This window comes from Leisingera sp. ANG49 (genome assembly GCF_059694505.1).
Window position 1 is genome coordinate 579,186 of record NZ_JCATZN010000001.1, and the last position, 12,135, is coordinate 591,320.

9 protein-coding genes are annotated in these 12,135 nt (G+C 65.3%); 6 read left to right on the forward strand and 3 right to left on the reverse strand.

What is annotated here, in order from left to right:
- Nucleotides 1-10: 10 nt before the first annotated feature.
- Together queA and AC58NV_RS02870 are read right to left on the reverse strand one after the other, a co-directional pair.
- The gene (queA, locus tag AC58NV_RS02865) at nt 11-1,060 is read right to left on the reverse strand and encodes a tRNA preQ1(34) S-adenosylmethionine ribosyltransferase-isomerase QueA (protein WP_497225794.1); all 1,050 of its coding nucleotides are present in this window, start codon (nt 1,058-1,060) and stop codon (nt 11-13) included.
- A 61-nt stretch (nt 1,061-1,121) separates the two neighbouring features.
- Nucleotides 1,122-4,586, reverse strand: coding sequence for a YhdP family protein (locus AC58NV_RS02870; protein ID WP_497225795.1), 3,465 nt, complete (start codon nt 4,584-4,586; stop codon nt 1,122-1,124).
- 50 nt (nt 4,587-4,636) lie between these two features.
- Here AC58NV_RS02870 and AC58NV_RS02875 point away from each other — a divergent pair, with 50 nt between their 5' ends.
- From AC58NV_RS02875 to AC58NV_RS02900, 6 genes are all read left to right on the forward strand, one after another.
- The gene (locus tag AC58NV_RS02875) at nt 4,637-5,098 is read left to right on the forward strand and encodes a peroxiredoxin (RefSeq protein WP_497225796.1); all 462 of its coding nucleotides are present in this window, start codon (nt 4,637-4,639) and stop codon (nt 5,096-5,098) included.
- A gap of 258 nt (nt 5,099-5,356) precedes the next feature.
- A complete protein-coding gene (locus AC58NV_RS02880) occupies nt 5,357-6,199 on the forward strand; it encodes a ferritin-like domain-containing protein (protein ID WP_497225797.1) in 843 nt (280 codons plus the stop codon).
- A gap of 85 nt (nt 6,200-6,284) precedes the next feature.
- Complete coding sequence (locus AC58NV_RS02885; protein ID WP_497225798.1) at nt 6,285-6,806, forward strand: ribosome modulation factor; 522 nt, start codon at nt 6,285-6,287, stop codon at nt 6,804-6,806.
- 222 nt (nt 6,807-7,028) lie between these two features.
- Complete coding sequence (locus AC58NV_RS02890) at nt 7,029-8,360, forward strand: DUF5930 domain-containing protein (protein ID WP_497225799.1); 1,332 nt, start codon at nt 7,029-7,031, stop codon at nt 8,358-8,360.
- Complete coding sequence (locus tag AC58NV_RS02895) at nt 8,350-8,907, forward strand: bactofilin family protein (protein WP_039146145.1); 558 nt, start codon at nt 8,350-8,352, stop codon at nt 8,905-8,907. The genes AC58NV_RS02890 and AC58NV_RS02895 overlap by 11 nt, the downstream gene beginning before the upstream one ends.
- 760 nt (nt 8,908-9,667) lie before the next feature.
- Nucleotides 9,668-11,086 (forward strand): calcium-binding protein, encoded by a 1,419-nt coding sequence (locus tag AC58NV_RS02900; protein ID WP_497225800.1) that lies wholly within the window; start codon nt 9,668-9,670, stop codon nt 11,084-11,086.
- 54 nt (nt 11,087-11,140) lie between these two features.
- Here AC58NV_RS02900 and AC58NV_RS02905 read toward each other — a convergent pair whose 3' ends face one another.
- On the reverse strand, nt 11,141-12,103 hold the full coding sequence (locus tag AC58NV_RS02905; RefSeq protein WP_497225801.1) for a DUF3179 domain-containing protein: 963 nt from the start codon (nt 12,101-12,103) through the stop codon (nt 11,141-11,143).
- Nucleotides 12,104-12,135 lie beyond the last annotated feature (32 nt).

Consider the following 12,135-nt stretch of genomic DNA (forward strand, 5'->3'; position numbering starts at 1 on the left):
ATGTATTCGTCTAAGCCGGGATCAAAAGCGACGCATCGCCGTATGAGAAGAACCGGTAGCGGTTATCAACCGCGTGCGCATAGATGCGCCGGATCTCCTCCTGCCCCATCAGCGCCGAAACCAGCATCAAAAGAGTCGATTTCGGCAGGTGGAAATTGGTCATCAGCGCGTCCGCCACCTGGAATTCGAACCCGGGATAGATGAAGATATCGGTGTCGCCTTCCCAGGGGTGGATCTGCCCGTCCTTGGCGGCGCTCTCGATCAGCCGCAACGCCGTGGTGCCGACCGGAATCACCCGTCCGCCTGCCGCCTTGGTCGCCGCGATCTGTGCCGCGGCATCTTCACTCACCTTGCCCCATTCCGCGTGCATCCGGTGGGTGGTCACATCCTCCACCTTCACTGGCAGGAACGTGCCCGCGCCCACATGCAGCGTGACATAGGAAATCTCAACGCCGCGGTCCTTCAGTGCCGCCAGCAGCGGCGCGTCGAAATGCAGGGAGGCCGTCGGCGCCGCCACCGCGCCGGAGTTCTTGGCCCAGACGGTCTGGTAATCGGTCTTGTCCTGCTCATCCGCTGCGCGCTTGGCGGCGATATACGGCGGCAGCGGCATCGCGCCGGCAGCGGCCAGCGCCGCGTCGAAATCGGTGCCGCTCAGGTTGAAGCGCAGAACGCCTTGGCCGTCCCCGATGGTTTCCAGCTTGGCACTCAGGTCATCGGAGAAGACAATCTCCTCGCCCGCCTTGATTTTCTTCAAAGGCTTCAGCAGCGCCGCCCAGCTGCCATCAGCGCGCGGCTCCAGCAGGGTCGCCTCGATTTTTGCCGCCACCGGGCCTTGCGCGCTGTCGCGGTGGCGCAGCCCGCTCAGGCGTGCCGGGATCACCTTGGTGTCATTCAGCACCAGCCGGTCACCGGGCTGCAGCCAGTTCACCAGATCGGTCACCTGGCCGTCATGCAGATCGCCGCCCTCGGCCACCAGCAGGCGGGCCGAGCTGCGCGGATTGGCAGGCCGGGTGGCAATCAGATGGTCAGGCAGGTCGAAGTCGAAATCGCTGAGTTTCATGGCGCGCGCTATAGGATGTGCTGCAGGGGAAATCTATGGCGATTTTCACCCGCCGCCAAGTTTACTTGTCGCCGCCCCGCGGGGTGCGGACCTGTTCCTCGCCCTCTTCCAGTTCCTGGCCGTCCGCTGAAAACGCCCTGTTGTCCCCCGGCACTTTCGGTGCCGGGCCGCGGAAAATCTCGCGCAGGAACCCAGGCGCCAGACCGGCCAGCGGGTTGACCGAGACCGAGGGGTTATCGGCGGTGCCGCGCAGGGTGAAGGTAAAGCCGAACAGCCCCTCGCCGTCCCTGGGCGACAGCACCCGCCCGATGGCATTCAGCAGGTAAACGGGAGAAATCACCCCGCGCATGTTCAGCCGGCTGCTGTTCAGGTTGTAGTTGCCGTCCAGCGACAGCCCCATCGACGGGCCCACCGCGCTGCTCTGATGCAGGATCAGATGCGAATCCCCCAGCCGAAACCGGCCCTCCATGCTGGTGAACAGAATGCCCTGGCCGGTCATCTCATCCAGCAGGCCCACCAGGCTGATGGCGTTCAGGATCGCTGCCATCGACGGCGCGTTCCGCACCCGGATGTTGCGGACATTGACCTTGCCGTCATATTCGCCTGGCACACCGGCTGCCGGCACCAGTGTCATGTCAAACCGGCCGCCGCGGCCATGCTCGAACACCCCGGCAGACCGGAACACCCCGCCGGCGTCATTGGACCGGATGCGCGAGGCGGTGCCGCCGTTTTGCGGCACAACGGTGCCGGCCACCGGTGTATGGCCGTTGAGCCGTGCAGTGAACTCCCCGTTCATGCCGCCGCGGGTGGAAAACCGCCCCTGAAAATTCCGCAGCCCGATGCTGTCGGTCACCTGCAGGTTCTGCAGCCTGAGCGTGATCGGCACATCGCCGCCGCTGCTGCTGCCGCCGCCACCGCCGCTCGCCGTGTCCGCAAACGGCGAGCGGTTCAGGTCCAGCCGCCCGCCGGTCACCTCAATCGCCGGCGCCGCGGCGCCGCGGCCGCTGAAGGTCACCGCGCCCTGGAACCAATTGCCCGCGCGGGCCGAAGAGAATACCGCCTGATCCAGACCGCCGCTTTTGTGCGTGGTCACCCGTCCCGTGGCAGACAGCCCGGGCGCCTGCAGCTCCAGCCGGTCCACCGTGGCGCTTTCGCCCAGGGTGGCCGTCAGCGACAGCTTGCCACTTGCGGCTTCTGCCTTGCGCCAGCTGATTTCCGGAATCCTGAGGCCCGCGCCCTTCAGGTCCGCCTCCAGCTCCAGCCGCGGCGGCGCGCCCGGTTTCAGGTCCACCGCATAGCGCCCCTGGGTTTTGCCGAAGACCGAGCCGCGCGGCAGGCCTATGTTGAAGGCCTCCACCGCCGCCGCCGACAGTTCGATCGTTCCCTCGACCCGGCTGTCCGGCGCGGCACCCTTGCCGATCTTCTGCTGCCAGCTGGCGCTCAGCGGAACCCCGGACAGGCTGCCGTTGCCGCTGATCCGCACCTTCCCCTGGTCGCCTTCAACCTGCAGCAGCGGTGCTGCTGCAACATGGCCCGGCACCAGCCTGTCCGACTGCACGCTGCGCACCGTGCCGCGGTAGTGGTAGAGAATTTTCTCCACTGGCACCTCTTTCTGCAGCGGGAGCGACAGGGTTCCGGTGGCCTCCACCTGCCCCTCCGCCAGATCCACCGGCAGGCTGGCCTTGTCCATCACCCTGAGCGGTTCCCGGTTCAAAAGCGACAGCGCCGCCGTGGCAGAGCCACGCGCCTTGATCCGGGCAATCCCCGGCGTGCCGTCCTTGGCCGACACATCCGGAATGATGAAGGACGTGCCGGCCACCTCAACCTCACCGCCCTGATCTGCGGTGACGGTCCCGCCGGAGGCGGTGACCACAAACCGGTTGCCATACAGGCTCAGCTGGCCTGAGCCATCCCGCACCGGCGGCATGAATTTCTGAAACAGCACCTCAGCGCCTTCAAAGGCCAGATCCAGGCTGACAAAAGGCTTGCCGCTGCCGCGCCCGCGCATGTGAAAGCCGACGTCGCGCACCAGCCCGGTATAGAGATTCTCTCGAACCCATTCCCGCGGCTTCGGTGCCAGCACCGAGGGCCACAGCTCCTTGACCCGCTCTGCGCGAACCTGATCGACGCTGCCGTTCAGATCGTAGTCCCAGCCCTCCGGCCCGGCGCCGACCGTGCCGTCAAAATGAATGCGGCTGTCCCCGTCGCGTACCAGCATCTCGCCCAGCCGCAGCCGGAACGGTTTCAGCCGAAGGTCGAAGTCCGCATCCACCGCGGGGAACTTCACCGGGGTTTCGAACAGGCGGCGCGGGTTCAGTTCCAGATCGGTGAACCGCAGCTGCCCGACCAGACCGGCCAGCTGGCCGTTCTCGATCCCGGCCAGGCTGGCCTGCCCCTGCATCACCCCGGAGCCCCAGCCGCTTTGCACGGCAAGCTCTGAAAACGCCAGCACCTGACGGGCCGGATCATAGGTGAAATAGCTGCGTGCGCCGGTGATCGGCACCGGGCGGGTCTGTGCCGCCGGCTGAATCACTCCCTCGCCGATGCGCAGGCTGGCCTGCACCGGCTGCACCTTGCCGTCCCCGCCGACACCGCCGCGCAGCGAGCCGGAAATCGGCGCCTGCAGCACCCCCAGCCAGCCAAGCGCAGGGCTTTGAACCGCGATGTCTTCGCTTGCGATATCCGACACCAGCACGCCGAACTCCGCCTCAGGGCTGCCGATCTCTGAGGCGTAGCTGGCCTCAACCGTGCCCACATCGCCGCGTCCGCTGAGGACAGAGAACGCAGCCGACAGCGACACTGAATTGCCTTGCCGCTGCAGCCCGATCCGGCCGCCGTCCAGGGTCCAGCCGCGGCCCAGCCGGTCGTCGGTGTAGGACAGCGTCAGCTCGCTGGTCTCAACCTCCACCAGCGCCGCCAGCACCTGCTTCTGCAGCTGGCTGTCCCATTGCTCGATCAGCTCCACCAGGGTTGCGGCCTGCCGCGACGGCGCGGCGCCGCTGGCAAAACTCAGCGCCAGGCTGCCGTCCTCGTTGCGCCGCAGCGCCGCAAACAGCCCGCTCAGCGCGATCCGCTTGGGCTGGATCCGCCCCTGCAGCAAAGGACGCATCGCCAGGCTCGCCTGAGCATCCGCAAGCTGGGCAAAGACACTGCCGTCCGGGTGCCGCAGCACCACGTCCTGCAGGCTCACCCGCGGCCGCCAGCCCTTGTTCACCACCACATGAATGGCGCCGAATTCGATCTGCAGCCCGTTCAGATGCCGCTCGATCCGGCTTTCCACCCGGCCGCGCACCCAGTCCGGCGCATCCAGCCGTGTGCCGATCCCGAAATAGACCGCGCCGGCGCCCAGGAAGGACAGCAGCGCCAGCACCCAGACCAGCCCGCGCAGCAGCCGCCAGCGGCGCCGGCGCCGCGGCGCCGCCTGCGCTTCCGGTTCCGGCACGGGCCCGGGAACAGGCACCGCTTCGGCGGCGGCGCGGTTATTCTCGCCGGCGGGTTTGATCTCAGCTTTCCCTTCGCTGCTCATGGGTTATGGTCGCCGCGCAGTGATTTGCGCAACAGACAGGAGACAGGCCAATGCTCGACGTTTCAGATCCCGCCCCTTCCTTTACCCTGCCCCGCGGCGGCGGCGGAGAGGTCACTTTGTCCAGCCTTCAGGGCGCGCCCGTGGTGCTGTTCTTCTACCCCCGCGATAATACCCCCGGCTGCACCAAAGAATCCATCGCCTTTTCAGAGGCTTTGCAGGCCTTCGCCGATGCCGGCGCTCACGTTTTCGGGATTTCCAAGGACAGCCTCAAGAAGCATGAGAATTTCACCGCAAAACACGGGCTGACCACGCCGCTTCTGTCGGATGCGGACAGCACCGTCTGCGAGGACTATGGCGTCTGGAAGGAAAAGAGCATGTACGGCAAGAAGCACTGGGGCATCGAGCGCTCCACCTTCCTGATCGGTGCGGACGGCAGGATCGCCCGCGTCTGGCGCAAGGTGAAGGTGGACGGCCACGCCGAGGAAGTGCTGGAAGCGGTCCGCGCTCTCTGAGCCACACCGCCCAGACGCCGCGGGGCGCTCCCGCCGGCTCCGCCCGCGCCCTGCCGGGCGCAGGCTTCCCTGTTGGGCCCGGCGCCGCCCCGCGGGGGGCGGCGCGCAGCGCGCGGAAGGCGCGCTGCCTGGCCCAAGGCTGCCAGGGCGATCAGCCTGCTGATCACCCGCAGGCGCGGGAGCACTCCCTTTTCCGCTCTGGACTCTGCCGCTCAAATCAGATGAACCCGTTGCACCACGCCGTTTCAGGAGACCCGCATGGCCGATCAGCCCCTTTCGCTTGCCGAACGCGCCGCCGAGGTGCTGACCACCCCTGACGGGCGCGCCAAGACCGCCCTGTCGCGCCGCCATGCCGCAGAGTGGTTCGCCTGCCGAAACGGCGAAGGGCCGGAGATCGCCATCGGCACCGCCAGCCCGCCGATGCATCCCGCGCGGCCTGCAAAGCCTGACCTGCTGAACCCGCGCGACGTGCCGAAGCGCAAGCCTGGGTCGGAGGCCGGCCGCATCGCCCTGCTGCACGCGGTGGCCCACATCGAGCTCAACGCCGTCGACCTGCACTGGGACATCATCGCGCGGTTTTCCCATGTGCCGATGCCGCTCGGTTTCTTCGACGACTGGGTTAAGGCTGCAGATGAAGAATCCAAGCATTTCGACCTGATGTGCGACTGTCTTGAGTCGCTCGGCAGCCATTACGGCGCCCTGCCTGCCCATGCCGGCATGTGGCGCGCCGCCGAGGACACCGCAGAGGACCTGATGGGCCGCCTCGCCGTGGTGCCGATGGTGCTGGAGGCCCGCGGCCTCGACGTGACCCCCGGTATGATCGGTATCTTCCGCAAGGCAAACCTGACCCAGGCGGTGGAGGCACTGGAGCTGATCTATGCCGAAGAGGTCAGCCATGTCGCCTATGGCTCCAAATGGTTCAACTTCCTCTGCGGCCGGGACGACCTGGACCCCAAGGAAGAATTCCATGCGCTGGTGCGCAAATACTTCCGCGGCGCCCTGAAACCGCCCTTCAACGAGGAAAAGCGCGCCGATGCCGGCCTGCCACCGGATTTCTACTGGCCGCTGGCGGATCAGGTGAAACCGCTGCCGGGCTGGTGAACCCGGCGGCCTTTCGTCCCGCGCCAGCCTTTACCTGAAGGCCGCGGAGGCGTAGAATGGGAGGCCCGGAAACCGGGTTGAACCCATGTTCGAAAATGACTTTCCATTGCTGAGCACAGCCAGCCTTGTGGCCCTGATCATGCACAAGGCAGGCACCGGACCGGTCACGCTGGAAAGCTGCGAAACCGCCCTTGGCGCCCTGTTCCAGCAGGCCAACGAGGTTCCCGGCCTGCCGCCGGAGGAACTGCGCGAGCGGCTCGCAGGCCATCTGTCCGACCTGGAGACCGCCTGCATTCTGGAACCGGTGCCGGACGGCGGTTGGCAGCTGACCCGCCGCGGCCGCCGGGCGCTGGAGCAGCACCCCGAGGGCCTCGACCAGACCGATCTTGCCCGCTACCCGGAATTTGCCGCCCACCTCCGCGACACCGCCCACCAGCCCTGCGGCATGGATCCGCGCGGAGAGCATTTCGACAAGGGCTACCTTGCCTGCCTGAACGGCCTGCCCTTCACCGCCAACCCTTATGCCTTCGACAACGCCGACCACCAAGCCTGGGAAAACGGCTGGACCGAAGCACAGGAGGAACGGCGGAGAGAACAGCTGCGCTGATCCCGCCTTTTCCTGCCGCATGCGCCTTGCCGGGGGCTTCCGGCAGGCCTGACGTTCGGCAGGTTTCCGCCGATCCCTTCCCCCAGACCGCCGCGGCCCGCACCGATGGGTCAACAGGCTTGCCCAATCGGCCCGCCCTGTCTATTGACTTCGCCCAAGGTCCCGGAACCGCCCTGCGGTGCCGTCGCGGGACCGGACGACGGGACAGACAGGGAAGACACATTGCGCACACGGCTCGCGATCAGAATCCACAGCTTTCTCGAACACCGCTTCCCGGAGCGGCGGGTGTTCCTGAAGTCCGATACCGACACGCGCTTTATCCGTCTGCGCTCGGAAACCCAGCTGATCGCCGTGGCCGGCGTCACCCTGTTTGTGGCCTGGTCGATTGTCGCCACCGCCATCGTGCTGATGGACAGCATCGGCTCCGGCAACTTCCGCGAGCTGGCCAAGCGCGACCAGCAGACCTACCGCGCCCGCCTCAACGCGATTTCCGATGAACGCGACGCCCGCGCCGAAGAGGCGCTGGCCGCGCAGGAGCGCTTCAATGCCGCGCTGGCGCAGATCTCCGTCATGCAGTCGGAATTGCTGGCCTCGGAAACCCGCCGCCGCGAGCTGGAAACCGGCATCGAGGTGATCCAGACCACCCTGCGCGACACCATGAGCCAGCGCGACGGCGCCCGCAAAGCCCTGGCGCAGCTGAAGGAAGAGACCGAGGGCGGCGCCAGCCCGCATGCTGTGATGGCCAGTGCTGAGGCGCAAATGGACCTGCTGGCGGATGTGCTGGCCGATACCGCCAACGAACGCGACCGGATCCAGGCCGACGCCCGGGGCGCATTGGAGCAGCGCGACGAGCTGGAGCTGGAACTGCAGCTGATGAATGAGCGCAACAGCCAGATCTTCCGCCAGCTGGAAGAGGCGGTCGCGGTTTCCGTCACCCCGCTCGACAAGATGTTCCGCAACGCCGGCATGCCGCCCGACCGCATCCTCGAACAGGTGCGCCGCGGCTACAACGGCCAGGGCGGCCCGCTGGAGCCGCTGGCGATGTCCACCCGCGGCGAGGAGCCCAGCCCCGAAGCCCTGCGCGCCAACGCCATTCTGGCCAAGCTGGACCAGCTGAACCTTTACCGGCTGGCCGCCCAGCAGGCGCCCTTCGCCACGCCGGTGAACCTCAGCCACGTGCGCCAGACCTCCGGCTTCGGCTACCGCCGCGACCCAAAAACCGGCGGCCGCCGCCTGCACAAGGGCTCCGATTTCGCCGGCAGCACCGGCACCGATATCTTTGCCACCGCCGACGGCGTCGTCACCCATGCCGGCTGGCAATCCGGCTACGGCAAGATGGTCACCATCCGCCACGCTTTCGGCATCGAAACCAGATATGCCCATAACTCCAGGATCCGCGTGACAAAGGGCCAAAGGGTCTCGCGCGGGGATCACATTGCTGATATGGGTAACACCGGACGGTCCACCGGGACCCACCTCCACTACGAGGTCAGGGTCAACGGGCAAGCTGTTAACCCCATGATCTATATCAAGGCTGCGAGAAATGTTTTCTAAGAGCAAAATCAACGAGCCCGGGCCGAAGCAGGCCGAAGCAACCCCGGCACCCGCGGCAGCACCGGCAGCTGCACCTGCGGCCAGCGACTACACCTCCAGCATGCCCAAGGCCAAGCCCGCCGCATCGCTGCTGAGCTCGGACCTGCACATCACCGGCAACGTCAAGACCACCGGCGACATCCAGGTCGAAGGCACGGTTGAGGGCGACATCCGCGCGCATCTGCTGACCGTTGGCGAAACCGCCACCATCAAGGGTGAAATCACCGCCGATGACGTGGTGATCAACGGCCGTATCGTCGGCCGCGTGCGCGGTCTCAAGGTGCGCCTGACCTCCACCGCGCGGGTCGAGGGCGACATCATCCACAAGACCATCGCGATCGAGAGCGGCGCCCATTTCGAAGGCTCCGTGCAGCGCCAGGACGACCCGCTGAACCCGGGCGGCCGCAAGTCCGCTCCGGCTGCAGCCGCAGCACCGGCCGCAGCCCCCGCTCCGGCGCCGTCGGCCGCGGTACAGGCCGCCACCAAGGCACATAAGGCAGAAAGCTGAGCCGCCATCCGGCAGGCCCTCAGCACGGCCGGGTCTGACAGGGACCACCAGAACGCCGCAGGGAAACCCCTGCGGCGTTTTCTTTTTCTGCACACCGGCTTAATGGCACGTAAAGCGGTCAGAACATTACCATTTTCGCTTAAAGAGTTACCAAACCGACAAAACAACCCCAGCCTGCAAATCCTCCAGGATAAGGACACATTGCGGCGAAAATTGTTGTAACGGACGCGTCCAATACCATCCCTGATTATGAACACTCCAACTTCGACGTCAGCAACGCCTCTATCCATGTCATAACCAGTGCCGCCCTCACGGAGCGTCTCGACGGTATCGCTGGCGTCTTCAAAAGCGCCTTTCTCTGTATTGGCCCGGATTGCCCGCGGCGGCCAGGACAGGGCCAACGGCCGTGACGGCGATGACAAAACGCAGTTCCTTATGGGTTCCACAGGTTCGCTGGCGGATCTGTTCAGTTCACAGAACCGCGGCGGTGCACTCATCACCCCCCCCTTAACCGCTCCCGCTTTCTAGCCATAGACGCCACTTTTGCTAAGGCTAAGAGCGCGGACAACATCCTAATTCCAAAAAATACAGCCAGGAACGCTACGGCTTGACCTGCGGGGTGCGTCAGGTGTGGACTGCGAAAGAGACGTTTAACTTTGGGCAAAGAGCGCCCCATCCTTGAAACTTTAGGTTGCGTACACTTATAAAAAAATTTTGAAACGCTTTCCTATTGCGGGGCAGCCTGACAGGACATTTTGAAATGACCAAGATTACCGTCACACGAGTTGCAGGCACCGTCCCCAGCTATAAACTGTTTGATTTTACGATCGAAGGCGCCACCGTTGTTTCCGCAACAGCATCCAGTCTGAGGGTGCAAAAGGACGGCATCATCTACGAGTTCACGGGAAGTTTTACCTACGGCAATTCCGGAACCGCCTCAGCAGGCAGCACCGTTACAGCTTTCTCGCTCTGGTATGACGGCACTGAGTTTTTGAAGGGCACCGGCCTCACTGCTACATACGCGGACCTTTTCGGAGACGGCTCGAAGCAATTTGGTTATGCGGCTTTTGCCGGCAACGATACATACTCCTCCCTCCTGGACAGCAAGGATACAATTCAGGTTTACACCGGCGATGACAGTGTCGAAGCCGGCGCGGGCAGAGACAAGATCTACGGCGGCGCAGGCGACGACAGGCTTTATGGCCAAAGAGGTTACGATACCCTGTATGGCGGCAATGGCGACGATTTTCTGCATGGCGGAAAGCAGCCTGATAATCTGCGCGGCGAGGCAGGCAATGACGTGCTGGTTGGCGGAGCTGGCGATGACACCCTAAGCGGGTGGTCGGGCAACGACACCCTCAACGGCAATCTCGGCAACGACCTACTGTACGCACATGAGGGCCATGATGTGATTTTCGGCGATTCCGGAGACGACTCCGTCAGTGCGCACTTGGGCAACGACAAGGTGTATGGTGGGACTGGCGATGACTGGATTCGCGGGTGGAGAGGAACTGACACCCTCTATGGCCAGCACGGAAACGACACCCTTTTCGGGGGGCCGGACAGCGACCTGCTCAATGGGGGCGAGGGCAATGACACGGTGAAGGGATATGGCCTTCGGGACCGCGTCAGCGACGACACCCTTTACGGCGGACCGGGCAACGACCGGCTGGAGGCAAACAGCGGCGCAGATCTGCTCTATGGCGGCACCGACGACGACACGCTCTACGGCGGCCCGGGTGATGACCTGCTCTTCGGGCAAACAGGCCACGACACCTTGCAGGGCGGCAAGGGCAACGACACCCTCAAAGCGGGCAGCGGCAACGATTTCATGTCGGGCGGGTACGGCGACGACATTCTTCTGGGCGAAGCGGGCAGTGACACCCTGCACGGGCGTGCTGGCAATGACACGCTGCGGGGCATGGCGGGCGACGACCTGCAGCACGGTGGCACCGGTGCCGATGTCTTCGTCTTCCACAGCGGCTATGGCAATGACACCATCCAGGACTTCACCGCCGACCTGGATCACATCAGGATCGGCACAGGTGCCTCCGGCATGGGCGATCTCAATTTCCAAACCCAGGGGGATGAAGTGCTGGTGTCCTTCTCCGACGTGACAATCCTGGTCGAGGACATCACTCTGGCGCAGCTGCAGGACGCGGACAACTTCCTGTTCTGACAACTTCCGCCGCCGCAGGACGAACCAAGGCGCGCCCTGTCCGGCGCGCCTTTTTCATTTCAGCATCCAGGTGCCGTCCGGCCAGAAGGCGTGAAAGGCAAAGGCGAACATCACGTCATGGGCCACGTCGCGCCCCTGCGCGTCGCGCACCCGGACGCTGCCGATGTCGCGCCCCTGCGCCAGCCTGCGCGTGTCCAGTGCCGAGGCCTGGCCTGCCCGCCAGCTCAGCACCAGACCGGCCTCGCGGATCTCGTCTTCCCGGGCCAGCCGGGCCAGCGGCCAGGCGCGGCTGCCCACCCGCACCACCCGCGCCATCGGCGCCAGCCCGTGCGGCGGCGGGCTGCCGTCATAGAGGAACGGCCATTTCGCGGTGTCATAGCCGCGGTAGGGGTTGCGTCCGTAATCCCGGTTCCAGCCCGGCTCCGCCATCACCAGCCCGTCAGGATTGCGCGCGGTGAATTCCTGCCAGCTCTCGACCCAGCTTGGCAGCGTCTTCAGCCTGGTGCCGGTCATCCGACCCACGATGCCAGTACCGGTTGCCTGTTGCCACCAGCTCTGACTCTCTCGGTCATACATCACCATGTCGGAAAACCGCAGCTTGCCGCTAACCCCGAAGGACAGCACACCCGCAGCGGTGCGCCGGTCGAATGTCATCGCCGAGTTGCACAGCGGACAATAGGTGACCGCAACCGGCACCCCCGCCACCACGTCGTTCACGATCTCATGCCAGGTCAGGTAGCGGAGCGGATAGGCCCGCGGCTTGGCACCCTCCATCTGCAGCGTGATCACCGGCTCCCGCGGCTTGAGCCGCCGCGCATCGGAGGCCGCCACGAACTTCGGCGCGTCCAGCGCCGGAATCCCATCCTTGCGCACCCCGCCGGAGCGGATCTGGCTCCACTCAGGCACAGCGGTGCGGCTGAAATCGGTCTGCGGCCACTCCCGCTTCCAGACCCGCGGATCGGCGTCAGCGCTCCACGGCAGCAGCAGCGCCAGACACACCATCAAACTCTTAAACATGACCAACGCCTCCCTGCCTCATTAGACGGCGG

Bases quoted from the DNA above. Each gene is read 5' to 3' on its own strand.
- queA (WP_497225794.1), bottom strand. From the start codon at position 1,060: ATGAAACTCAGCGATTTCGACTTCGACCTGCCTGACCATCTGATTGCC.
- AC58NV_RS02870 (WP_497225795.1), bottom strand. From the start codon at position 4,586: ATGAGCAGCGAAGGGAAAGCTGAGATCAAACCCGCCGGCGAGAATAAC.
- AC58NV_RS02875 (WP_497225796.1), top strand. From the start codon at position 4,637: ATGCTCGACGTTTCAGATCCCGCCCCTTCCTTTACCCTGCCCCGCGGC.
- AC58NV_RS02880 (WP_497225797.1), top strand. From the start codon at position 5,357: ATGGCCGATCAGCCCCTTTCGCTTGCCGAACGCGCCGCCGAGGTGCTG.
- AC58NV_RS02885 (WP_497225798.1), top strand. From the start codon at position 6,285: ATGTTCGAAAATGACTTTCCATTGCTGAGCACAGCCAGCCTTGTGGCC.
- AC58NV_RS02895 (WP_039146145.1), top strand. From the start codon at position 8,350: ATGTTTTCTAAGAGCAAAATCAACGAGCCCGGGCCGAAGCAGGCCGAA.
- AC58NV_RS02900 (WP_497225800.1), top strand. From the start codon at position 9,668: ATGACCAAGATTACCGTCACACGAGTTGCAGGCACCGTCCCCAGCTAT.
- AC58NV_RS02905 (WP_497225801.1), bottom strand. From the start codon at position 12,103: ATGTTTAAGAGTTTGATGGTGTGTCTGGCGCTGCTGCTGCCGTGGAGC.